This window comes from Gaetbulibacter aestuarii, from assembly GCF_039537665.1.
Taxonomy (GTDB): Bacteria; Bacteroidota; Bacteroidia; order Flavobacteriales; family Flavobacteriaceae; genus Gaetbulibacter_A; species Gaetbulibacter_A aestuarii.
This window is the reverse complement of record NZ_BAABAY010000001.1, coordinates 178,789-203,167: the sequence shown is the minus strand read 5'-3', so window position 1 is coordinate 203,167 and position 24,379 is coordinate 178,789. Positions and strand designations below refer to the sequence as shown.

Sequence of the window (24,379 nt, the reverse complement as noted above, 5' to 3'; positions counted from 1 at the left end):
GCCGCATAATTACAGACATGACAGTATTTTATACATATTTCAACAACTGGTTTTATTTCTTTTTTAGTAAAGAGATCGAGGCGTTGTATGTATAATTTATAAAGATAAATTTAATATGGGTCTCGATGAAAATCGGGACTTTTTTTTTATGATTAACACAGTTGCAATACAAGGCGTAAAAGGATCTTTTCATCATATTGTGTCAGAACAATTTTTTGAACAGCCTAAGGATATCATCGAATGTGAGACTTTCGATGAGGTCGTAGATTCGCTTTTGGCCGGGCAATGCGATGCAGCGATCATGGCTTTGGAAAATTCCATTGCCGGGTCAATTATTCCAAATTACGCCCTGATCGATAATCATGGATTACACATTGTTGGCGAACATTATGTTGATGTACAACATAACCTCATGGTTTTACCCGGACAGGAAATAGAAAACATTAAAGAAGTGTATTCGCATCCTATGGCCTTATTACAGTGTAAAGAGTTCTTTAAAAAGTATCCTCATATTAAACTGGTTGAGGATAAGGATACTGCAGAAGTGGCCCAACGTATTCGTGAGCAAAATTTACAGGGTATCGGGGCGATTGCTAGTTTGAAAGCTGCTGAAATTTTTAATTTGGATATTTTGGCGAAGAGTATTCAAACCATTAAATCGAATGAAACTCGTTTTGCGATTGTAAAACGAAAAAACTCCGAAATACCGGAAAACGAAATAAATAAAGCATCAATTAAATTTGAAGCGGACCATAAGCGTGGCAGTTTGGCGACCATCTTAAATGTGATGAGTGATTGTAAGTTGAATTTAACCAAGATACAATCGTTGCCAATTATTGATACACCCTGGAAATACGCTTTTTTTGTAGATGTGACTTTTGCCGCTTATGCGGATTTCAAAAAAGCACAATCCGTAATAGAAATTATGGGGCAGAGTTTTAAAATTTTAGGAGAATATAAAAATGCAAAGCTATGATAGAAGTTGCCGATAGGTTGCTAAGTGTTGAAGAGTACTACTTCTCGAAAAAATTACGAGAGGTAAATGCGCTAATTGCCAGTGGTAAACCGGTGATTAATTTAGGCATAGGAAGTCCGGATCTGCAACCACCGCAAAAGGTTATTGAAGCCTTAACAAAAGGTTTGCTGGATCCTCAGGCGCATAAATACCAGAGCTACCAGGGCCTACCGGAATTGCGAAAGGCTATTGCTGATTTTTATAAATCACAGTACCAGGTGAAACTCGACCCGAATTCGGAAGTGCTGCCACTTATGGGAAGTAAGGAAGGGATCATGCACATTTCGATGGCCTTTCTTAATAAAGGAGATGCAGTGCTTATTCCGAATCCCGGATATCCAACGTATCAATCGGTAACCAAATTATTGGAAGCCAAGCCGGTGTTTTACGACTTAGATGCCAAGAATAATTGGTTACCTGATCTTAAAGCATTAGAAAAACAGGACTTAAGTAAAGTTAAACTCATGTGGGTAAATTACCCGCACATGCCAACGGGAGCGCTGCCAACCAAGGCCGCTTTTCTGGCACTTGTAGCCTTTGCTAAAAAACATAAAATACTTATCATCAATGATAATCCGTATAGTTTTATTTTGAATGAAAAACCCATGAGTATTTTGGCCATTGAAGGGGCTAAAGACGTTTGTTTGGAATTGAACTCGCTCAGTAAAACCTTTAATATGGCCGGATGGCGCGTGGGAATGCTGGTTGGTAACGAGGAGCATATTAAAAATGTACTGAAAGTAAAAAGTAATATGGATTCCGGGATGTTTTATGGGATCCAAAAAGGGGCTGTTGAAGCACTTAAATGTTCCAGTATGTGGTTTGCAACATTAAATGATGTGTATCGTGAACGTCGCGATCTGGTTTGGAGACTGGCGGATACCCTGGGTTGCACTTATGATAAGCATGCCAGCGGACTTTTTGTTTGGGCGAAGTTGCCAAATGATATAAAAGCCGAAGCATTTATTGATAAGATCTTAATAGAAAACCACATTTTTATAACACCCGGAACTGTTTTCGGAACTCAGGGTGAAGGTTATATTCGATTTTCACTTTGTGCCGAGACGGAAATTTTAGAAGAGGCAATAACACGCGTATTATGAAGCAAATATATTCAATAGGAGTTGGTTTGATTGGCGGTAGTCTGGCTTTGGATATAAAGAAGCAGGACCCGGAAGTGGTCATCCATGGTATCAGTAGAAAGGATGCAACTTTAAACCAGGCTTTGGAGCTCAATATCATTGATAAAAAAGCTGTTTTAGAAGACGTGAAACACGCCGACCTGGTTATAGTTTCCATCCCTGTAGATGCCACGGTAAAATTGCTGCCTACTATTTTGGACCTTATTCCGGAAACTGCTTTAGTGGTAGATGCCGGCTCTACAAAACTAGATATTTGTAAAGCAGTTGAAAATCATCCTAAACGCCGAAATTTTTTGGCCATGCATCCTATTGCCGGAACGGAGTTTTCAGGACCTACAGCTGCTTTTGAAGGGCTTTTCATAGGAAAAACTAATATTGTTTGCGAGGTTGAAAAAACAACCTTTAAACTTCAGGAAAAAGCTCTGAAATTGTTCACCGATATTGGGATGCGTATACGTTATATGAATCCTGAAGCACACGACAAGCATATTGCTTATATGTCGCATTTATCGCATATCAGTTCGTTTATGCTGGGAAAAACAGTAATCGATAAAGAAAAGAACGAGCGTGATATTTTCGATATGGCGGGAAGCGGATTCGAATCCACGGTGCGTTTGGCTAAAAGTTCGCCTGAAATGTGGACGCCTATTTTCGAACAAAATAAAACCAATGTCATTGAAACCTTGGAAGAATATATAAACAATTTAAAACATTTTAAAGAGCTGATGGAACAAGACGATTTCGAGGCTGTTTTTAATGAAATGAAAAACACGAATCATATAAAAGATATTTTAAACGGAATTGCTTAAGTAAACATTATGGAAAATACAAAAGAAATGAGAACCTGGTTAGATGATTTGCAATTAGATCATCCTTTGGTAATAGCCGGGCCGTGCAGTGCAGAAACTGAAGAACAAGTTTTAAAAATTGCCAACGACTTGAAGGACACCGACGTTAATTATTTTCGTGCCGGTATCTGGAAACCCAGAACACGTCCGGGTAACTTTGAGGGCGTAGGAGCTTTAGGCTTGAAATGGCTTAACAAAGTGCAGAAAGAAACCGGTATGAAGGTTTGTACCGAGGTGGCGAATGCAGCTCACGTTAAACTCGCTTTAGAGCACGATATAGATATGCTTTGGATTGGGGCACGTTCAACAGTAAGTCCGTTTATCATGCAAGAAATTGCAGATGCTTTAGAAGGTACCGATAAACCTGTATTGATCAAAAACCCTGTAAATCCTGATTTGTCTTTATGGTTAGGGGGCATCGAGCGTATATACAGTTCCGGAGTAAAAAATATCGGAGCTATTCACCGTGGTTTTTCAACCTATCAAAAAACGAAATATCGTAATATTCCGGAGTGGCAGATAGCCATTGAATTTCAAAACAGATTCCCGGATATTCCTTTAATTAATGATCCATCGCATATTACCGGAAAACGCGATATGATATTTGATGTGTCTCAAACAGCCTTAGATCTTAATTTCGATGGTTTAATGATTGAAACCCACTTCGATCCTGATAATGCATGGAGTGATGCTGCCCAACAAGTAACCCCTTCAACCTTAGTTCAAATTATGAAGGATTTAAAGATCAGAAAAGAAACCGATGCGGAGGCGGAATACATTTCAGCATTGAATAATTTACGTGCACAGATCGATGTGATCGACAATCAGATCATCGAATTACTAGGTAAGCGTATGACCTCTGCGGATAGTATAGGAGCGCTGAAAAAGAAACGTAACGTGGCGATCTTACAGTCCAAACGCTGGAATGAGATTCTGGGTAAAATGGTTTTGGAAGGTGAACAACATGGCTTAAGTGAAGAGTTCATTTTAAGAATGTTCAAAGCCATTCACCAGGAATCCATCAACCATCAGGAAAAAATCATCAATGGTTAGAATTAAAAAAGCCTCAGAATTTCTGAGGCTTTTTTATTATTTGATTACGCTTTTGGACGTTTAAAGATATATCGAGTAATAAAAATGCCCTGGCCATCACCTTTACCGGCATCACTTTCAACCGCGCTGGTAACAAATGCTAATTCCCAGCCTTCTTCGATCATCGTGTTAATTTTTGAAGTGATCACCGCATCGTTAGCCGCAATATTTTGAAAGCGAATACCACCAATATTATAAAAGTTCAATAATTTGGTTTCATCGAAACTCTTCACACGGATCTCACCGCGACTAGATTTATTCCGGGTATTATCGTCTTCAGATTGGGAACTGGTAAATTCTTTATAGTCCTTGTCTTCATTGGCGCTAATCAATCTTGAGCGCCCTAGACCATTGGGCACTATGGATTCGACACTGGTGATAACTTTGTATTCTACCTGGGCTTGTACGTCTAAGTACATGGTAAAAAGCAGTACTAGGGTTAAAAAGGTGGTTTTCATATTTATTGAATTAAAATTATGTTCTGAATATACAACTTTTGTTAAATTGAAAAATCGTTAATTTGTAGTGCATTAGTTTTTGAATTACATGACAGGACGCGTTTATAAATCTACAGGGAGTTGGTATACGGTGAAAACCGATTTGGGGGAGACTTACGACTGCCGGATTAAAGGTAAATTCCGAATTCAGGGAATAAAAAGTACCAATCCGATTGCCGTTGGTGATGTGGTAGATTTTGAACTTGAAACGACCAACAACGAAACCACAGGAATTATTAATAATATTCAAGATCGGCGTAATTACATCGTTCGCAAATCGGTAAATCTATCCAAGCAAACGCATATTATTGCAGCCAATATCGATCAGGTATTTTTAATGATCACGATCGATAATCCGCCGACATTTACAAGTTTTATCGATCGCTTTTTGGTGACTGCGGAAGCTTATTCCATTAAAACCATATTATTGTTCAACAAGGTGGATACTTACGATGAAGACACCTTAAATGAAGTGAAGTATTTGGCGCATGTATATCGAAAAATTGGTTACGAATGTATTGGGGTTTCAGCGAAAACAGGCAAGAATGTAGATAAGGTAAAATCACTGATGCATCAAAAGATCAGTATGTTTTCCGGACATTCCGGAGTTGGAAAGTCAACACTCATTAATGTCATAGAACCGGAATTGAATCTTAAAACAAAGGAAATTTCGAGTCAGCATATGCAGGGTCAGCATACTACCACCTTCGCAGAAATGTTCGATCTGAGTTTTGATGCTAAAATTATAGATACCCCCGGTATTAAAGGATTTGGTGTTGTAGATATGGATCCGGAGGAAGTAGGTGATTATTTTCCTGAAATATTTGCCCTGAAGCAAGATTGTAAATTTAATAATTGTCTTCACCTAAAAGAACCTAAATGTGCGGTTAAAAAAGCTTTGGATAATGATGAAATTGCCTTTTCGCGTTACCGTAGTTATCTACAGATTCTTGAAGGCGATGACACCTATTACAGAACAGAGAACTATGATAAAAATGAATGAGATGAAATGAAAGTAGTTGTACAACGTGTTAAAGAGGCAAGTGTTAAAATTAATGGAGAAAAAGTAGCGGATATTCAAAAGGGTATGCTTGTTTTTTTAGGTATTATTGATGAAGACAACTCTGAAGATATCAATTGGCTAAGTAATAAACTGGTGAATCTGCGCATTTTCAATGATGCGGATGGTGTGATGAATGATTCCGTTCAGGATGTGGATGGCGACATCATTGTGGTAAGTCAGTTTACATTACACGCCAATACCAAAAAAGGGCATAGGCCCAGTTATAATAAAGCCGCCAAACCGGAGGTTGCTATTCCCCTGTATGAAGCCTTCGTTAAAAGGCTAGCAGTAGATTTTGGTAAACCGGTTCAAACCGGAGAATTTGGTGCAGACATGCAGGTGGAATTGATTAATGATGGTCCCGTAACCATTATTATAGACACAAAAAACAAAGCATAATTTGCCCTCAATTTTCGGAAATGGCATGGTAGGTTATACCATTGCAAAAGTTTCACAGGATAAAAATCTCAAGATTCTGGTGGTTGCCGCCGTTCTTTCGGCTATGTTACCCGATATTGATGTGATCACTTTTGCTTTTGGAATTCCTTATGGAAGTCCGTTTGGTCATCGCGGTTTTACCCATTCTATCCTTTTTGCATTACTTTGGGCTTTAATTTTGATGTATTTTATCGGGAAAGATCAAAAAAGGTTATGGTTTTTTGTAATTTTTTTATCTACGGTTTCCCATGGTATTTTGGATGCGATGACTACAGGAGGTCGAGGCGTGGGATTCCTTATTCCATTTGACCTTACGCGATATTTCTTTCCTTTACGAATTATAAAAGTGTCACCTATTGGCATCATTAATTTTTTCTCGGAATGGGGATTTCAGGTTGTAATTAGTGAATTAAAATATGTGTTTTTGCCATGTTTTTTTATATTTGGTTTAAGATTCTTTATTAAAACTCTTAAATAACAACGGGTTTTTTCTCTCAGTTTAGAATTCTTTAAAAAGTAACTAAAATTGACTGATTAAAACTTTTAGTTTAACGTTTATGAGTAATAAAAAGATTCTAAATTTCGTTTTCCTCCTTTCTATTTCCCTTGTATTTTCACAAGAACATTTATTTAAAGCAGCAACAATTCCTGAGGAGCTTAAGCAAAATGCTAATGCTGTGGTACGTCTGAACGATATTCTTGTAACCATCGATGCTCGTGATGAATTGCATACTTCTGAAAGGCGTATTGTAACGGTATTTAATGAAAAAGGTTACAGAGCCGTTCAAGCGGGTGCCGGGTATAATAATTACAATAAAGTAAAAAAGATTGAGGCTCATATATTTAATGAATTTGGTAACGAAATCAAAAAATTCAAAAAGCACGATTTTACAGATCAAAGCGCCGTAGATGGCGGGTCTTTGTATTCGGATTCCCGTATTTTATATATGGGTTATACACCGGTTTCTTATCCCTTTACAGTGGAGTTTACCTGTGAAATGGAAACTTCAAACACCCTGGTTATTCCATCCTGGCGTCCTATTCCCGGGTATTACGTAAGTGTAGAAAATGATAATTATACCTTGAAGGATCATGCCGGTTTAGGATTGCGTTTTAAAGAAAAACATCTGAAGGATTATAAGGTTGAAAAACAAATAACAACAAACGATTTAAAGTACAGTTTGAAGCAGGTTAAAGCGGTAAAACCAGAGGATTTAAGTCCGGGATTTTCAGACTTTAATCCAAAGGTTATGTTCGCAGTGAATAAATTTCATTATTACGGCGTTGATGGTGAAGCTTCGAACTGGCTTGAATTTGGAGACTGGATGAACAATGAACTTTTAAAAGGTAGAGATCAGGTCAGTACAAAAACTCAGGAAGCTATTCTTAAACTTACCGAAGGTATTGATGACCCCGTGGAGAAGGCAAAAAAAGTGTTTGAATACGTTCAAAATAATACGCGATATATCAGTGTGCAAGTGGGAATTGGAGGTGTACAACCCATTAGTGCCATGGAGGTTGATGAAGTTAAATATGGCGACTGTAAAGGCTTAACGAATTACACCCAATCGCTGTTAAAAGTTGCAGGGGTAACATCGTATTATACGGTTGTGGAATCCGGCCGACATATTGAAAATTTAGAATCTGATTTTGCCTCAATAGCTCAGGGAGATCATATTATTCTGGCCATTCCAACCAAAGATGAAATGCTTTGGGTGGACTGTACGAGTCAAATTCATCCTTTCAATTTTATCGGTGATTTTACCGATAACAGAAATGTTCTGGTTATAAAACCCGGAGCTAGTGAAATTATGAAAACGGTAGAATACCCTGATACTTTGAATTTTCAGGGAACTACGGCCGAAATTCGCTTAAAGTCTGATGGCAGTATGTTTTCTAAGGTAAAAAGGCTCACAAAGGGAACGCAGTACGATAATCGATTTCCTTTGGAAAGACGATCGAAAAAAGATATTGAGGAGTTTTATAAAGAAACCTGGGGTTACGTAAATAACCTTGAAATACAGGATTATGATTTTAATAACGATAAAGAAAACATAGTTTTTACCGAAAATCTAAATCTTGAAGCACGAAATTATGCATCCTTTAATGGTGATCTGGTTTTATTTCCTTTAAACGCTTTAAATAAAAACACTTTTGTGCCCGATAGATATCGAAGCAGAAAATTACCCCTGGAAATTCAGCGTGGTTACCTGGATGAAGATCATTTTGTGTTTAAACTGCCTGAGGATTTCGAAGTGGCGTCCATTCCCGAAAATATGACTATTGATAACAAATTCGGAACCTACAAGATCGAAATAAAACAAGAGGACAACACTATTCACTACAACAGAAAACTGTTAATCAAAAAAGGAACATTTCCTAATACAGACTATCGCGATTACAGAAATTTTAGAAAGCAAATAGCTAGTAACGATCGAGCTAAAGCGGTTTTAAAAAAAATAAGCAACAAGTAAAAATTAACCAATGAACAAACTAAATTATCTGGTTTTCCTATTTGTAGGATGTCAATTAAGCCTTGCACAAGACATTAAATTCGGAGCTATTTCAAAGGAGGAATTAACAGAAACAGAATACCTTCAGGATAAATCAGCCAACGCTGCTATTTTGTACAGGAACAGGAATACCTATTACGATATGGATACCGGAAATATGATTACCGAAGTCCATCAACGCATAAAAATTTATAACAAGGAAGGTTTTGGCTATGCTACTGTAAAACTAAAATTATTCAAACTGGAAAGTGAAAAGGAAACCGTAGGTCGATTAAAAGCCTACACCTATAATTTGGAGGGAAACAAAATTGTGGAAACCAAGTTGGATAAAGATCAAATTTTTCAGAACGAAATTAGTTTTTATTACAATAGCTATAGTTTCTCTATGCCTAATGTAAAGGAAGGCTCTGTACTAGAATACAGATATACTATTACTTCACCATTCTTTAGTGTTGACGAATTTAAATTTCAATACGATATCCCGGTTAAAAAACTGGAGGCACGCCTTAAAACACCCAAACAAGTGACCTTCAGAGAAACTGTAAAAGGCTTTTTAAATGTGTACAGTAGACCGGGTGACGGATACGGAGAAAATAAAGTGTTGGAATACAGTTTGGATCATATACCTGCACTCAAAGAAGAAGAGTATGTGGATAATATGGATAATTACAGATCCGGTGTTATGTTTGAGGCTGTTTCGATTGAAATTCCGGGTCGCTTGTATCGGAACTTTGCCACGAGTTGGAAGGATGTAGCTAAAACCATTGGAAGTTCTCATGATTACGAAAATGAATTAGATAAAACCCGTTCTTTCGATGATGAGCTCGATGCTTTGTTAGAAGGTGTTGTTAAGCCGGAGGATAAAATGAAATTGCTTTTTAAATATGTAAAGGAACACATCACCTGGAATGGCATGGATGGTAGAGGCTTTTTCAACGGCATCAAAAAAGCATTAAAAGAGAAAAAAGGGAATGCCGGTGATATCAATTTAACTTTGGTAGCCATGTTGCGTTATGCCGGTATTGATGCTAACCCTGTGGTAATTAGTACCAAGGATAATTTTATGCCACTGTTTCCCACAGTAAACCGGTTAAATTACGTTTTGGCATATGCGAGAGTAAATGACAAACCCTATTTCATGGATGCGACCAATGAGTTTAGCGATATTAATATATTACCTGTGAAGGACTATAACTGGCAAGGGGTATTGATTGATAATCCTAATTTGAAATGGGATTTGGTGCCAATACAGCAACCTAAAAAATCCGTTGAACAGTATTTACTTTCTGCCACTTTAAATGAAGATGGTACTATGGAAGGTAAATTTAATTCGCGTTACCTAAATCATGGTGCTTATTTAAAACGTCAGGAATTAAAGAACGAAGATATGGATAGTTACATTGCTTCCCGCGAAGCGGAATTGGGGAATATAGAGATTGAAGAATATAACATTGAAAATACCGATAAATATGAAGGATATGTTTCTGAATCATTCAATTTTTATTTGGATCGTGGTGCAGAATCAATGAATAATAAATTATTTATTAATCCATTCATTTTCTTTAAAACAGATGAAAATCCGTTCAAAAAAGAAAAACGCGAATTTCCTATAGACTTCGGGGTACCTTTTTCAAATAAGTATTCAATCAGTATAAATATTCCTGATGGTTATTCAGTGGAGTCAAAACCAGAACCCATTATAATTTCTCTGCCAGATGGTTTGGGAAAATTCATGTACATACCAAAAATTATGGGAAAGAATATTCAATTAATGGTTAACTTTGAAATTAACAGCGCTCGTATGGGTCCGGATAATTATTTGTATTTAAAAGAACTCTTTAATCAAATGATCGTGAAGGAGGCAGAGCAGATTGTTTTAAGTAAAGCCTGATATGGATATAAAAAATGCTCAGAAAATTGTAGACGATTGGATCAACGAACACGGTGTTCGCTATTTTAATGAACTCACTAATATGGCACAACTCACCGAAGAAGTGGGGGAAGTGGCACGCATAATTGCGAGACGTTACGGAGAACAAAGTGAAAAGGAAAGCGATAAAGACAAGGATCTAGGTGAAGAATTGGCCGATGTTCTTTTCGTTGTGCTTTGTTTAGCAAATCAAACCGGCGTAGATCTGCAAAAAGCTTTTGACGCCCGAATGGATAAGAAAACCAAACGCGACCACGACAGACACCATAATAACGAAAAATTAAAGTAAATTTGCGGCTCGTTAACACACCGAACTTTTACACATGCAGATCACGCTTCATAAATCCAAACCAAACAAGCAGTCGCGAATAAAAATTACGGGGTCTAAAAGTGAATCCAATCGTTTGTTATTGCTACAAGCGCTTTATCCACAAATAAGCCTAAAAAATGTTTCCAATTCAGATGATAGCCGGTTAATGGCTAAAGCTCTGGCCTCGGATGAGAATCTTATCGACATACATCACGCCGGAACTGCCATGCGGTTTCTAACGGCCTATCTGGCCATTCAAGATGGTAGAACGGTAACGCTTACCGGTTCCAACCGCATGAAAGAACGCCCTATAAAAATTTTGGTAGAGGCACTAAAAGATCTTGGAGCCAACATTTCCTATGAAGAAAATGATGGTTTTCCTCCCTTAAAAATAACCGGTAAAACGTTAAAAAAACAAAAGGTATCGCTTCAAGCCAATGTGAGTAGCCAATATATTTCCGCCTTATTGCTCATAGCTTCTAAACTGGAAAATGGTTTGGAATTAACTTTGGAAGGTACCATAACATCCGTGCCTTATATCAAAATGACGCTGAGCTTACTGGATCAAATTGGAGTTAAATCTACTTTTGAAAACAATAAAATTACGGTAAAACCCATGGTTCAAAATATAGAACCTAAAACTATAACTGTAGAATCCGACTGGTCTTCGGCCTCATACTTTTTCAGTATTGTAGCCATTAGTGAACCCGGAACAAGTATTGAGCTGGAGGCTTACAAACAAGATTCCTTGCAGGGTGATGCTGATCTTGTAAATATTTACAAAGCATTTGGTGTATCCACCAACTTTGAGGGAAATAGCATGCGTCTTACCAAAACAGATGAACCGGTTTCCCATTTTAAATACGATTTGGTTCATGCTCCGGATATTGCCCAAACCATTGCCGTGAGTTGTTTTGCACTGGGGATATCCTGTGATCTTTCAGGCCTACATACCCTTAAAATCAAAGAAACAGATCGCTTAGTGGCCCTTAAAACAGAACTGGAAAAGTTGGGTGCTCAAGTGGATATTACAGATAAAAGTTTGTATTTGCATGCTTCCAAAGCTATAAAGAGTGGTGTTTCTATCGCCACCTATAACGATCACAGAATGGCTATGGCATTCGCTCCATTAGCATTAAAAACAGAACTCGAAATTGAAGATGCCATGGTGGTTTCAAAATCCTACCCAACCTTTTGGGATGATATGGAAACACTCGGAATTAAATTAACCAAATAATAATCACCCATTTACTTGACAACCCCTACCTTCAGATTGTATATTTGCAACTTTCCAATAAAAAAATAAACATATGAAATTATCCAACTTTGGTTTCAATTTGCCAGATGAATTATTAGCCGAGTATCCTTCCGAACACAGAGACGAAGCCCGTTTAATGGTTTTAAATCGCAAAGACCAAACCATAGAGCATAAATTATTCAAAGACATCATCGATTATTTTAATGAAGATGATGTACTTATCCTAAATAACACCAAGGTTTTTCCGGCCCGCCTTTACGGAAATAAAGAAAAGACCGGTGCCCGAATTGAAGTATTCTTATTACGTGAACTTAACCAGGATCAGCGTCTGTGGGACGTATTGGTAGATCCTGCCCGTAAGATTCGTATCGGAAATAAATTATATTTTGGTGAAGATGAGACCCTGGTAGCGGAAGTTATTGATAATACAACATCACGCGGACGTACCCTCCGTTTCCTTTATGACGGGTCATATAACGAATTCCGTCGTAAACTAACCGAACTTGGAGAAACACCACTTCCAAAATATATCAAGCGTGCGGTAGAGCCTGAAGACGAAGAGCGTTACCAAACAATTTACGCTAAAAATGAAGGCGCTGTGGCGGCTCCAACAGCCGGTTTGCACTTCTCAAAACACCTTTTAAAACGTTTGGAGATCAAAGGCATCAACTTTGCAGAGGTAACACTTCACGTTGGTCTGGGAACCTTCAATCCTGTTGAGGTTGAAGATCTATCGAAACATAAAATGGATAGTGAAGAGATCAGTATCGGGCCCGATGCGGTGAACATCGTAAATACCGGTATTCAGCGTAAAAAACGTGTTTGTGCGGTAGGTACAACGGTAATGCGCGCCATCGAATCTGCGGTGTCATCCAACGGATTATTAAACGAAATGGAAGGCTGGACCAATAAATTCATTTTCCCACCCTACGATTTCAGTATTGCCAACAGTATGATTACCAATTTCCACACGCCAAAGTCTACCCTCCTTATGATGGTTTCAGCTTTTGCGGGTCACGATTTTGTAAAGCATGCTTACGAAGAGGCAGTCAAAGAAAAATACAAATTCTATAGCTACGGCGACGCCATGCTAATCATATAAATGAGAGCCCCGCTATTCGGGGCTTTTTTTTAAATCAAATTTTATTTTGGGCGTTACCACAAGGGTCGCGCTTTCGGCAGTCGCTTCCCTCCGGGCGAGCTCCAACAAAGCCTCAATCGCTAACGCACACCCCAAAAAACGATAAGCCTATTCGTTAATAGGAAAAGCTTTCACTATTTTTGCATCAGCAATGGAAACTAAGAAAAAAGACATACGCGCCTTAACCAAAGCCCAATTACGCGACTTTTTTGTGGCGCAAGGCGACAAAGCTTTTCGTGGTAACCAGGTGTACGAATGGTTGTGGCAAAAAGCAGCGCACAGCTTTGAGGATATGACCAATATCTCCAAAGAAACACGCCGTATGCTCGAGGAAAATTTTGTAATTAATCACATTCAGGTCGATACCATGCAACGCAGTGCCGATGGCACCGTAAAAAATGCCGTACGATTACACGATGACCTTGTAGTAGAATCTGTTTTAATTCCAACACCCAAGCGTACCACAGCTTGTGTTTCCAGTCAGGTGGGTTGTAGTCTCGATTGTAAATTCTGTGCTACGGCGCGCCTTAAACGTATGCGAAATCTTAATCCTGATGAGATCTACGATCAGGTTGTAGCCATCGATAACGAAAGTCGCCTGTATTACGATCGTCCGCTTACTAACATTGTGTTTATGGGTATGGGCGAACCCCTAATGAATTATAACAATGTTCTAAAAGCCATCGATAAGATCACCTCACCGGAAGGTTTAGGTATGTCGCCAAAACGAATAACCCTGTCTACTTCGGGTGTTCCAAAAATGATAAAGAAGCTGGCGGATGATGAAGTAAAGTTTAATCTCGCTGTTTCATTACACTCAGCCATAGATGAGGTTCGGACTCAAATTATGCCGTTTAATGCAACATTTCCATTAGCTGATTTAAGAGAAGCCCTGGAATATTGGTATGCTAAAACCAAACGACGCATCAGCTATGAATATGTGGTTTGGAAAGGTATCAATGATACTCAGGAGGCCGTAGATGCTTTTGTACAATTCTGTAAATATGTGCCGTGTAAAGTAAATATTATTGAATACAATCCTATCGATGATGGCGATTTTCAACAAGCTTCCAATGAAGCCCTTCAAAATTATATCGATACCTTGGAAAAAAATCATATCGTTGTGAATGTAAGGCGTAGCCGCGGAAAAGATATTGATGCGGCTTGTGGACAATTGGCAAATAAATCTTAAACTTGTAGTGTGGAATGAGCTATAACAAAATACTGAAAACAACTCAGATCATTGTTGGCGAATGACACCTGCCTGTCAGGAGGTAAAACCGATCGATATAAAAATTAAAATTTAAGCAGTTGAAAATTGTAGAGCAAATAAAACAACCTATTGCTTTCGAAATGAATCTTTTCGAGAAAAAGTTTCAACTTTCGATGTCCAGCAAAGTTGCTCTGCTCAATAGAATCACCCATTATATTGTAAACCGCAAAGGGAAGCAAATGCGCCCTATGTTTGTGTTTTTGGTAGCCAAAATTGTTTCAGGGGAAGTTAACGAACGAACCTATCGCGGCGCATCAGTGATCGAGCTGATTCATACAGCAACGTTGGTTCATGACGATGTGGTAGACGATAGTAACCGTCGCCGTGGGTTTTTCTCTGTTAATGCCCTTTGGAAAAATAAAATTGCGGTTTTGATCGGGGATTATTTTTTATCAAAAGGTCTTTTACTTTCCATAGACAACAATGATTTTGATCTCTTGAAGATCATTTCTGTCGCCGTTCGTGAAATGAGTGAAGGCGAGTTACTTCAAATTGAAAAAGCACGAAAACTTGATATCACCGAAGCTGTTTACTATGAGATCATTCGTCAAAAAACAGCGACATTAATTGCAGCGTGTTGTAGTCTGGGCGCAGCCTCTGTGAAACCAGATTCGGAACATGTAGAACGCATGCGAAAATTTGGCGAACTTATAGGTATGGCTTTTCAAATTAAAGACGACCTTTTTGATTACGGTGACGACCAGATAGGTAAACCCACCGGAATAGATATTAAAGAGCAAAAATTGACCTTGCCCTTGATCTATGTGATGAATCAAGTAGAAAAAAAGGATAAAGATTGGCTGATCAACTCCATAAAAAATCACAATAAAGATAAAGATCGCGTAAAACAGGTGATTGCTTTCGTTAAAGAAAAAGGAGGATTGGAGTATGCAACCAAGGTGATGAAAGGTTATCAAAAAGAAGCTTTAGATACGCTGGGCACTTATCCGGAATCGGAATTTAAAGCCGCCTTAAAACTCATGGTAAACTACGTGATCGATCGCAAAAAGTAAACCTTATTGCTGCTGTTGCATTTGCTGAAGGATCTCCTGATTTTTCCTGAAACTATTCGAGATCTTATCTTTTTCATTCACCGGAAATACCAGGTTTTCGGTATTACTTTTTACGGTACTGACTTTTACTTTAACAAACAGGTCGTCTTTAGCCTGGCCTTTATAAACACCTTTAACCGGTGAACAATCTTTATAATCCCGGCCTGTTGCAAGTTTTACGTGATACTGATTCGCGATGGCATTATTTGTAGGATCAATGCCTAACCAACCATAAAACGGGATATAAACTTCAATCCAGGCATGGGTTGCGCCTTCACCACGAACGTTTTCGTCACTCGGACAAATATAACCGCTTACATAACGTGCCGGAATTCCAAGCATGCGAACCATTTGTAATAGAATATGAGTGAAATCCTGGCAAACTCCGGCTTTTAAATTCCAAACCAGATCCAGTTTAGAATCTACGGTTGTAATGCCCGGTTTGTATTCAAAATTCTTGTAAATAAACTCACAAAACTTTAAAGCTAACTTATACGGCGTTTGTTTTGTTCTATCTTCCGCTTGAATCATGTTGAAGATCTCCGGAGTACCATCAAAGGTTTTATACTTAAGAAAATCTATAAATTCAGGATCTCCTTTAAATCCTTTTACGGCGTCCCATTGTTCTACCGGATCAACATGGTCTTCAGGAAAAATCTGTTCGCTGGTCTCCACTTCAACTTCTGAGGAAATAGATAGAAAGTTATGTGGCACGATTACCATAAAAGAACCTACCGTGTTCCCGTAAAAATCCTGAAACGTCTCAACATTAGGCTGATTGGTGATTTTTATGGTTTGATTGATAACCTTTTGGTAAGTGTCCTCGATAGGAAACAACATGATCTGGTTGGCCCCGTCAATAACAAAGTCACTGTAAGTGTACTTGGTAAGGTGTTTTATGTAAAACCTTGGCATGTTCGTTATGAGTTGGCGTTTGAAAAATACACCGTATTTATACTTAAAGATATATTTCTGATGTCGTCTTTGATCTCTTGAATAAAGTTTTCTAAACCTTGTTCATTTATGCTGTCAATAGTAGTATATTTTATTGTACTTTCCAGCTTTCCCAGTAAAAATTCTAGATTATTTTTTTCAAGTTCCTGGATCTCAATGAGTTTTTGAATGTGCATATATAATTTATTGATGCAATAATATACCGATCGCGGAAATAGTTTATCCTGAAAAACCATGGTAATAACGTGACCTTCAGTGAATGCCGACTTGTGTTTTTTCAAATACAACTGGTAACCACCAAGAGATAATAATAAGTTTTTCCAGTAAAAGGTTTGTTCTAAACGGTCAGTAGTCTTCGAAATTTCTACCAATTTTATTGCTGTATAATCGGAGATCTGAATAACACGCTCCAGATATTTACCAACACTCATAAAATAATATGATGGTCCACGTTCTTGCGTTAGATCTGTATTCCCCTGATACATTAAATGAAAGGATTTTAAGCGGTCCAAAAACATAATGGGGTCACCTTCTTGTAATTGTTGTGGTAAGGTTTTATCCGTTAGGAATAAATAATAATTATTTACGTTCAACCATAATTCACGGGAAATATGCTCCTGAACACTCCGCGCGTTCTCACGTGCCCGCGTCACAATATTAACAATAGAATTGCTGTGTCCTGTATTAAAGACCATGTATTCAATACATTCAATGGGGTCTTCCGTGGTAAAATCGTTATCGTGATCATTATAATTTTTTATGATTGGCGCCCAGGGAAATAACTCAGGAGAATCCTGATTTGCCGTGAAATTTAGCTTAAGTAAATTAATAATACTATTGCCGCGTTCCATATAGCGGTCTAACCAAATCAAATTATTTGCAACTCTACTTAACATTGTTCTTGTTTTTTATTATTGAATCACCCAGGTATCCTTACTACCACCACCTTGAGAACTGTTTACTACCAAAGAGCCTTTTTTCAACGCCACACGTGTTAAGCCACCCGGGGTAATATCGATACCGTCACGACCGGTTAGGGCAAAGGGACGTAGGTCGACACATCTTGGTGATAACTTCCCATCAATACAGCAAGGCGCCGTAGATAACCTCAAAATAGGCTGGGCGATAAAATTGGTAGGATTTTCACGAACCGTTTTTAGATAATCTTCAATCTCTTCTTCCGTAGCTTCGTGCCCCATGAGCATCCCATAACCACCGCTACCATCGGTTTTTTTGATCACCATTTTACGAATGTTTTTAGTAACGAATTCGAAATCTTCAGGTTTTGCTAATTGATAGGTTTCAATATTTTTAAGTATCGGTTCTTCATCTAAATAATACCGTATCATATCCGGCACGTAAACATAGATGGCTTTATCATCAGCTACACCTGTACCGGGGGCATTTACAATATTTACATGACCTTTTCGATAGGCTGCCATAATACCGGCAACACCCAGGGTGCTCTCAGCTTTAAACTCTAAAGGATCTAAATAATCATCATCAACACGACGGTAAATGACATCAACACGTTTTAACCCATTCGTAGTTTTCATATAAACAAAATGGTCTTTTACCAAAAGGTCGCTACCTTCAACCAATTCGATTCCCATTAATCGCGCAAGTGTGGAATGCTCGTAATAGGCTGAATTATAAATTCCCGGAGTTAAAAGCACCACATTAGGTTCTGCCTGATCCGATAACTCACTTAATTTCTTATAAAGTACATTAGGGTAATCAGAAACAGAACGAATTTCATTTTTTGGCAAAATACCGGGATAGATCCGTTTTGAAATTTCACGATTTTCCAGCATGTAACTCACACCGGAAGGGGTTCTTAAATTATCTTCCAAAACATAAAACTCACCGTCATTGTTTCGGATGAGATCTACACCTGCAATATGAACATAAACATCATGCGGAACATCTACTCCCATCATTTCCCTGAGGAAATTTGGGCACGAATAAATAAGGTCTGCGGGAATAATGCCGTCCTTTATAATAAATTGATCATGATAAATATCCTTGATAAACAAGTTTAGAGCTTTTAATCGCTGCTTGATGCCGCGATCTATTTTATCCCATTCTTTAGCCGTAATAATTCTTGGAATAATATCGAAAGGGAAAATTTTTTCAATGCCTTGTTCATCACTATACACCGTAAAGGTAACACCCTGGCTCATAAATAATTGCCTGGTCAGTTCTTCCTTTTTATATAGTTTTTCAGGCGATGTTGCCTTCAGGTAATCGTTGATGATATCGTATTGGGAGCGTATTTTCGAACGATCATCGTACATCTCATCCCAGGTTTCCGGAAGCAAGCTGTAAGAAGAAAATAAACTGTCATTGGCCATATGTGCTCTTTTGATGAAATATAATTATAATTTGAAAGAAATTCAATAAAATTGACCGTTTAAAAAGAATAAATTAGTGTTTGACAAAATTTGCTGATGATAATTTTCAATTAAAGCTAATATTTAGGCTTAAATTATTGGAATAATAATTGTTTGAAATTTTTTTATTCGTCCCAGGCAACCATTTTTAAAAAATTAGCGTCTATTAAAGTAGAAAGCAAAATGAAATCATTTTTGAAAGTCATATCCCTTAACAATAACGAAAAGGCGCTTATTCAGAAAGCAAAAAAGAATAATCGGGAGGCACAACACCGGTTATATGAATTATATGCCTCCAAAATGTTGAGTGTTTGCAGATATTATATCAATGACTTACAACAAGCTGAAGATGTGATGCTTTCGGGGTTTTTTAAGGTTTTTACCCATTTGAAAAACTATAGAGGAGAAGGAAGTTTTGAAGGCTGGATTCGAAAAATTATGGTGAGAGAAGCCATTTCCTTTCTAAGGCAACAAAAAAAAATGGAGATATCCATAGAAGATCAGGTTGTTAAGGATGTTGCTCAAAACACCTCCTCACTTGAGGTCGCAGATATTCAGAATGCAATTGACACCTTACCTGAAGGTTACAAGACCGTTTTTGTTTTGTATGCTATTGAAGGTTATAAACATCACGAGATCGCGAAGCTTTTGGATATCACCGAGGGCACTTCAAAATCACAATTATTTAAAGCACGAAAGCTGCTTCAGGGAAAACTTGCAGCATTCGATAAAAGAACAAGTTATGGAGCAAAATAAATTTGATAACGAGATAAGAACCAAACTGGGAAAGCGCCGTTTAGAGCCTTCTGAAGGTGCCTGGGAGAAACTTTCACAAAGGTTGGAAGCTGAGGAGGGACCTAAAAAAGTCAGTCCTATTTTGTGGATGGGTATTGCAGCAAGTCTTGTGGGGTTACTGCTGTTGGTATCCCAGTTTTTTAATGCTGATTCAAATGCGGTAATGGATCAAAATACGCCTATCAAAGTAGTAAAAACACCGTTGAATACTGAGGTTGAAACAGAAACTAAAAAGGACGTTCCTGCAGTTAAAAATGAACAAGATAATCTGACTCCTAAAGCCTCACTTAATGCGGTAGCCGAGCGCCTTGTAAAACCTGAGGCCCCTGCATCGAATAAAATTGAAAACCCAATAATTATTCAGGAAAGTATAGTCTTAGATGAATCTGTCGCACGAAATCCTTTGCCAGGTAATAAAGCCTCCTCAGAAATAGCTGATAACACATCTGATTTTGAAGCTCAAAAGATCGAAGACATTGTAAAAAATGTTCAGGCAGTTGCTGATCGTCAGCAGGAGGTTTCGGATGCTTATCTCGATTCCTTATTTACTGCAGCTGAAAAAGATATTCAACGGCAGAAATTTATAAATAAAACCAAAGGCACTGTAGATGCAGACGCTTTGTTAGCGGATGTGGAAAATGAATTGGACGAATCTTTCAGAACTAAGGTTTTTGACGCTTTGAAATCGAGTTTCAATTCAGTAAAAACAACTGTTGCTAATCGAAATAATTAATATCAATCAAATCATAATAAATCAATTAAACATCAAAAAACGAACAGTTATGCAAACCATTACAAAATTTTTAGCACTTTTTGTCTTATCCTTTAATATGGCCGTAATACAGGCTCAGGATAGTATTCCTAAAACCAATAATACAGAAAAAATAGACCGTTTGATGGCGGCTAAAGAATCTGTTAAAGAAGAAGAACGCGCCTTCTTGAGGGCTGAGGTTGAGGCTATCGACACCCGATTGGAAAAGGGCTATATAACCACTGAAGAAGCTGATATTTTAAAGAAAGAAGCCGCCAAAAAACGTGCTATGAACATTGAGAATCGGCTGAGTATTATTGATAATAAAATTGCCTTGCTTCAAAGAAATGAGGAAGGCTATTATACAAATGACGATAAAGACCCTTCTAAGATCGGAATAACAATAGATGGTGAAGAATATAGTTTTGCCGGCATTCAGATCAATAAAAAGAATAAACCCAGAAAGTACGATCTTAGAACGACTAGTGATTTTGTTTTGGCCTTTGGATTGAACAATGCTATTATTGAGGGACAACCTCTTGATGATTCTCCCTATAAATTTGGAGGTTCTCGCTTTTTTGAAATTGGCTGGGCCTGGAAAAATCGGGTGTTCGATAACTCTAATTTTTTACGATTAAAATATGGAGTGTCTTTGCAGATCAACGGTTTGAAGCCGGATGACAATCAGTATTTCGTAAATCAGGACGGCCAAATAAGCTTGCAGACATTTCCAGAGAATTTGAGAAAATCTAAACTTTCAATGACGAATCTTGTGTTCCCGGTACATTTCGAATTTGGTCCTTCCAAGCGCTATGACCACGACACCTATTTTAGGTATTCTACTCAAAATCAATTTAAAATTGGTCTGGGTGGTTACGGTGGATTCAATATCGGAACCCGTCAAAAATTAAAATACAGCATTGATGGTGATCGTAAAAAAGAAAAGCAAAAAGGTGGTTTCAATACATCTAATTTGGTTTACGGATTAAGTGCCTATGTTGCTTTTGATGATACTGCTATTTACGTAAAATACGATCTGTCTCCCATTTTTCAGGATCAGGCGGTAGATCAGCGAAATATCTCTTTAGGAATTCGCTTTGATGTAGATTAAGAGTTAAAATCCATATTGAATTTGTGTTAGTCGAAAAAACCCTCAGAATGCTGAGGGTTTTTATTTGGTTTTTGCTAGATTCATCCGTGGAATAAATTTCAAAAATCAATTCTTATATAGTACATTTACAATCCTAATAATTTCAGACTTTGATATCACCAACAACCATAGATCAGGTATTTGAAACCGCTCGAGTAGAGGAGGTTATTGGTGATTTTGTGCAACTTAAAAAAGCAGGAAGTAACTTTAAAGGATTAAGTCCGTTTTCTGATGAACGCTCACCGAGTTTCATGGTGTCGCCAGTGAAGCAGATCTGGAAAGATTTTTCAAGCGGGAAAGGCGGGAATGTGGTGGCTTTTTTAATGGAGCACGAACATTTTACTTATCCGGAGGCTATTAAATATCTAGCAAAAAAATACAATATTGAAATTGAAGAAACCGAGCAGTCTGATGAACAAAAAGAACAGGCCAGTGAGCGGGAAAGTTTGTATTTGGTGAGTGAATTTGCCAGTTCTTATTTTCAAAATATCCTATACAAAACCGATCAGGGAAAATCTATCGGACTTAGTTATTTTAAAGAGCGAGGTTTTACTAACGAAACGATTAAGGAATTTGATCTGGGTTATTCTTTAGATGATTGGTCTGCCTTCACCGATGCTGCCTTGAAAAAAGGATATCAGCTAGAATTTTTAGAGAAAACCGGTCTCACTATTGTAAAGGAAGAAAAGCAATTTGATCGTTTTAAAGGCCGGGTCATGTTCCCTATAAAAAGTATGAGCGGCCGTATCTTAGGTTTCGGTGGACGTATTTTGACCAACGACAAAAAAGCTGCTAAGTATTTAAATTCTCCTGAAAGTCCCATTTACCATAAAAGTAAAGTGCTTTATGGTATTTATATGGCCAAGCAAAGTATTGCTAAAGAAGATAATTGTTATTTGGTGGAAGGCTATACAGATGTGATCCAATTCCATCAACGTGGGATTAAAAATGTAGTGTCTTCTTCGGGGACGGCTTTGACTTCAGAGCAAATACGACTGATCAATCGACTTACCAAAAACATTACGGTACTTTTTGATGGCGATGCGGCAGGATTACGTGCCTCCTTGCGAGGCATTGATCTGATCCTGGAGCAAGGTATGAATGTTAAGGTTTGTACCTTCCCGGAAGGTGAGGATCCCGATAGTTTTGCTAGAGAAAATTCGTTGGAAGAACTGACGTTGTATCTTGAGGAAAATGCCAAGGATTTTATCCAGTTTAAAGCTTCGGTGCTCTATGAGGAATCCAAAAACGATCCGATAAAAAAAGCTGAAACTATTCGCGATATTGTGAATAGTATCTCAAAGATCCCTGATCGTATTAAGAAGGAAATCTATATTCAGGAATGTGCCAAGATCATGGATATCAGTGAAGGCGTTTTGTTCAGTACGCTTGCGCAAATCAATAAAAAGGATATTCAGGAAGCTGATAAAAAATACAAACGCGATTATCAAAAGTCCTTTGAGGTTATCAAGAACAAGCAAACCGTTGAAAAGGTCGATGTACAATATGTGTTGGAGCGGGAGATCATCAAAATTCTTTTACTTTACGGAAATAAAACTGAAGATTTTGAAGATCTTATCTTAAAGGAGAACGATCTCGGAGAGCTTATTTTAGAACCGGTTATTCAGGAGGCCAAGGTGTTTGAAAAAGTATTTTTAGATCTTCAGGAAGATGAAATGGAATTTACAAATGAAAAATTCAAGCATTTATACTATACCATCATTGACGAATTAAATAAACATGCCGATTTTAATTTAAAATCCTTTATTAATAAGGTTGATGGTGACATGGCTAGTGAGATCACCACAATCCTTATGGAAGATGAGCGCTACACTTTGGACGATTGGAATAGGATGAATATTTTTCCAAAAGAAAAAAACCACACGGTGGCACAGTTGGTTAGTGAAACGATTTTAAGTTTACGCTGCTTTTTGATAGATCAGAAGGTCAAGCAATTTCAGGCAGAAACCCTTAAAAATAAAACTTCCTCAAACACTAGTGTCCTTGAGGAAGTTAAAGATTACTCCGGTTTAAAAATGCTCTTGTCTCGAAAGTTAAACCGAGTGCTATAAATTTTTTACTTGCTGGTTTAGTTTCGCCTGGTTTATTAAATCAACCAGGTTAGTTACTTTAAGTTTACGCATTAAACGTGCTTTGTAAGTACTAACGGTTTTTTCATTAATATCCAGTTCTTTTGAAATTTCCTTGTTCTTTTTACCTACGGTGAGTAGTTTTAGAACCTCAGCTTCACGAGTAGATAATTTCTTGTAAAATCCATCTGAAGTTTTTGATTTAGTACCAAAAGCTAATTGTTGTGTTAGCTTGTTACTTAAATACATATCACCTTCGTAAACTTTTAGGATGGCTTCATTTACTGTTAGCACATTAGACGATTTGTGAATATACCCTGAGGCACCGGCACGAATGGCATTAATGGCATACACCTCTTCTGGTTGTGCACTGAAAAAGATGGTTTTAATGTTAGGATAATCTTCTTTCAAATACCTTAACAATGTAAGGCCATTTAATTTTGGAAAATCAGTTTCGGTAAGAATAATGTCAACAGGATTTGATTTGACATAATCTAAGATGGCTTCGCCATCATCAACACTAGCAACTATTTCTATGTTGTTTGACGCAGAGAATAAAGCTTCCAACCCCTTCCTGGTAACAGGATGGTTGTCTGCTATTAGTAATTTAATCATGTTAGTTCAGCTTTTATAATTGTTAATTTTGAGAGAATATTATAATTGAGAGTAAGCTT

At 37.7% G+C, this 24,379-nt stretch carries 23 protein-coding genes; 18 read left to right on the top strand and 5 right to left on the bottom strand.

Translation table 11 applies throughout. From position 1 onward, the window contains the following. The first annotated feature begins 148 nt into the window (after window positions 1–148). The 4 genes from ABD682_RS00795 to ABD682_RS00780 are packed head-to-tail and all read left to right on the top strand — an operon-like array spanning window position 149 to window position 4,058. Window positions 149–976: a prephenate dehydratase gene (locus tag ABD682_RS00795; RefSeq protein ID WP_344737963.1), complete on the top strand. Its 828-nt coding sequence runs from the start codon at window positions 149–151 to the stop codon at window positions 974–976. Further along, window positions 973–2,118 (top strand): pyridoxal phosphate-dependent aminotransferase, encoded by a 1,146-nt coding sequence (locus tag ABD682_RS00790; RefSeq protein ID WP_344737961.1) that lies wholly within the window; start codon window positions 973–975, stop codon window positions 2,116–2,118. The genes ABD682_RS00795 and ABD682_RS00790 overlap by 4 nt, the downstream gene beginning before the upstream one ends. Continuing rightward, window positions 2,115–2,966: a prephenate dehydrogenase gene (locus ABD682_RS00785; protein ID WP_344737959.1), complete on the top strand. Its 852-nt coding sequence runs from the start codon at window positions 2,115–2,117 to the stop codon at window positions 2,964–2,966. Before ABD682_RS00790 ends, ABD682_RS00785 begins: the two co-directional genes overlap by 4 nt. A 9-nt stretch (window positions 2,967–2,975) precedes the next feature. Next, window positions 2,976–4,058 (top strand): chorismate mutase, encoded by a 1,083-nt coding sequence (locus tag ABD682_RS00780; protein ID WP_344737957.1) that lies wholly within the window; start codon window positions 2,976–2,978, stop codon window positions 4,056–4,058. 44 nt (window positions 4,059–4,102) lie between these two features. On the opposite strand, the gene ABD682_RS00775 is transcribed toward ABD682_RS00780, so the two are convergent. Further along, window positions 4,103–4,516 carry a hypothetical protein gene (locus ABD682_RS00775; protein ID WP_395360908.1) on the bottom strand — a complete coding sequence of 138 codons (414 nt, stop codon included), beginning with the start codon at window positions 4,514–4,516 and terminating at the stop codon, window positions 4,103–4,105. A 127-nt stretch (window positions 4,517–4,643) separates the two neighbouring features. On the opposite strand from ABD682_RS00775, the gene rsgA reads away from it, so the two are divergent. The 10 genes from rsgA (at window position 4,644) to ABD682_RS00725 (ending at window position 15,533) form a co-directional block, all read left to right on the top strand. Then, window positions 4,644–5,597 carry a ribosome small subunit-dependent GTPase A gene (gene rsgA / locus ABD682_RS00770; RefSeq protein WP_344737953.1) on the top strand — a complete coding sequence of 318 codons (954 nt, stop codon included), beginning with the start codon at window positions 4,644–4,646 and terminating at the stop codon, window positions 5,595–5,597. 6 nt (window positions 5,598–5,603) lie between these two features. After that, the gene (gene dtd, locus ABD682_RS00765) at window positions 5,604–6,056 is read left to right on the top strand and encodes a D-aminoacyl-tRNA deacylase (protein ID WP_344737951.1); all 453 of its coding nucleotides are present in this window, start codon (window positions 5,604–5,606) and stop codon (window positions 6,054–6,056) included. Between the two features lies 1 nt (window position 6,057). Further along, window positions 6,058–6,573, top strand: coding sequence for a metal-dependent hydrolase (locus tag ABD682_RS00760; RefSeq protein WP_344737949.1), 516 nt, complete (start codon window positions 6,058–6,060; stop codon window positions 6,571–6,573). A gap of 79 nt (window positions 6,574–6,652) precedes the next feature. After that, window positions 6,653–8,569, top strand: coding sequence for a DUF3857 domain-containing protein (locus ABD682_RS00755; protein WP_344737947.1), 1,917 nt, complete (start codon window positions 6,653–6,655; stop codon window positions 8,567–8,569). Window positions 8,570–8,579: 10 nt separating this feature from the next. After that, a complete protein-coding gene (locus ABD682_RS00750; RefSeq protein WP_344737945.1) occupies window positions 8,580–10,499 on the top strand; it encodes a DUF3857 domain-containing protein in 1,920 nt (639 codons plus the stop codon). Between the two features lies 1 nt (window position 10,500). Continuing rightward, entirely contained in the window at window positions 10,501–10,827 is a 327-nt protein-coding gene (locus ABD682_RS00745; RefSeq protein WP_344737943.1) for a nucleotide pyrophosphohydrolase, read from the top strand. A 34-nt stretch (window positions 10,828–10,861) separates the two neighbouring features. After that, window positions 10,862–12,085, top strand: a complete 1,224-nt coding sequence (gene aroA / locus ABD682_RS00740; protein WP_344737941.1) for a 3-phosphoshikimate 1-carboxyvinyltransferase — start codon at window positions 10,862–10,864, stop codon at window positions 12,083–12,085. 73 nt (window positions 12,086–12,158) lie between these two features. After that, entirely contained in the window at window positions 12,159–13,208 is a 1,050-nt protein-coding gene (gene queA / locus ABD682_RS00735; protein ID WP_344737939.1) for a tRNA preQ1(34) S-adenosylmethionine ribosyltransferase-isomerase QueA, read from the top strand. Between the two features lie 190 nt (window positions 13,209–13,398). After that, window positions 13,399–14,439 carry a dual-specificity RNA methyltransferase RlmN gene (gene rlmN / locus ABD682_RS00730; protein WP_344737937.1) on the top strand — a complete coding sequence of 347 codons (1,041 nt, stop codon included), beginning with the start codon at window positions 13,399–13,401 and terminating at the stop codon, window positions 14,437–14,439. A gap of 119 nt (window positions 14,440–14,558) precedes the next feature. Then, on the top strand, window positions 14,559–15,533 hold the full coding sequence (locus tag ABD682_RS00725) for a polyprenyl synthetase family protein (RefSeq protein WP_344737935.1): 975 nt from the start codon (window positions 14,559–14,561) through the stop codon (window positions 15,531–15,533). A gap of 3 nt (window positions 15,534–15,536) precedes the next feature. Here the strand turns inward: ABD682_RS00725 and ABD682_RS00720 are convergent, their stop codons facing one another. Genes ABD682_RS00720 through ABD682_RS00710 form a run of 3 tightly spaced genes read right to left on the bottom strand, consistent with a single transcriptional unit; the run spans window position 15,537 to window position 18,880 of the window. Beyond that, window positions 15,537–16,487, bottom strand: coding sequence for a transglutaminase family protein (locus ABD682_RS00720; protein ID WP_344737933.1), 951 nt, complete (start codon window positions 16,485–16,487; stop codon window positions 15,537–15,539). Window positions 16,488–16,492: 5 nt separating this feature from the next. Then, window positions 16,493–17,422, bottom strand: a complete 930-nt coding sequence (locus ABD682_RS00715) for an alpha-E domain-containing protein (RefSeq protein WP_344737931.1) — start codon at window positions 17,420–17,422, stop codon at window positions 16,493–16,495. Window positions 17,423–17,437: 15 nt separating this feature from the next. Continuing rightward, entirely contained in the window at window positions 17,438–18,880 is a 1,443-nt protein-coding gene (locus ABD682_RS00710) for a circularly permuted type 2 ATP-grasp protein (RefSeq protein ID WP_344737929.1), read from the bottom strand. Between the two features lie 222 nt (window positions 18,881–19,102). Between ABD682_RS00710 and ABD682_RS00705 the strand changes: the two genes are divergently transcribed. From ABD682_RS00705 to dnaG, 4 genes are all read left to right on the top strand, one after another. Further along, window positions 19,103–19,675: an RNA polymerase sigma factor gene (locus ABD682_RS00705; protein ID WP_344737927.1), complete on the top strand. Its 573-nt coding sequence runs from the start codon at window positions 19,103–19,105 to the stop codon at window positions 19,673–19,675. Then, complete coding sequence (locus ABD682_RS00700; RefSeq protein ID WP_344737925.1) at window positions 19,662–20,447, top strand: hypothetical protein; 786 nt, start codon at window positions 19,662–19,664, stop codon at window positions 20,445–20,447. Before ABD682_RS00705 ends, ABD682_RS00700 begins: the two co-directional genes overlap by 14 nt. Before the next feature lie 49 nt (window positions 20,448–20,496). After that, window positions 20,497–21,576, top strand: coding sequence for a hypothetical protein (locus ABD682_RS00695; protein ID WP_344737923.1), 1,080 nt, complete (start codon window positions 20,497–20,499; stop codon window positions 21,574–21,576). Window positions 21,577–21,725: 149 nt separating this feature from the next. After that, window positions 21,726–23,687, top strand: a complete 1,962-nt coding sequence (gene dnaG / locus ABD682_RS00690) for a DNA primase (RefSeq protein WP_344737921.1) — start codon at window positions 21,726–21,728, stop codon at window positions 23,685–23,687. On the opposite strand, the gene ABD682_RS00685 is transcribed toward dnaG, so the two are convergent. Further along, window positions 23,682–24,320, bottom strand: coding sequence for a response regulator (locus ABD682_RS00685; protein WP_344737919.1), 639 nt, complete (start codon window positions 24,318–24,320; stop codon window positions 23,682–23,684). The genes dnaG and ABD682_RS00685 overlap by 6 nt on opposite strands. Between the last annotated feature and the right edge of the window lie 59 nt (window positions 24,321–24,379).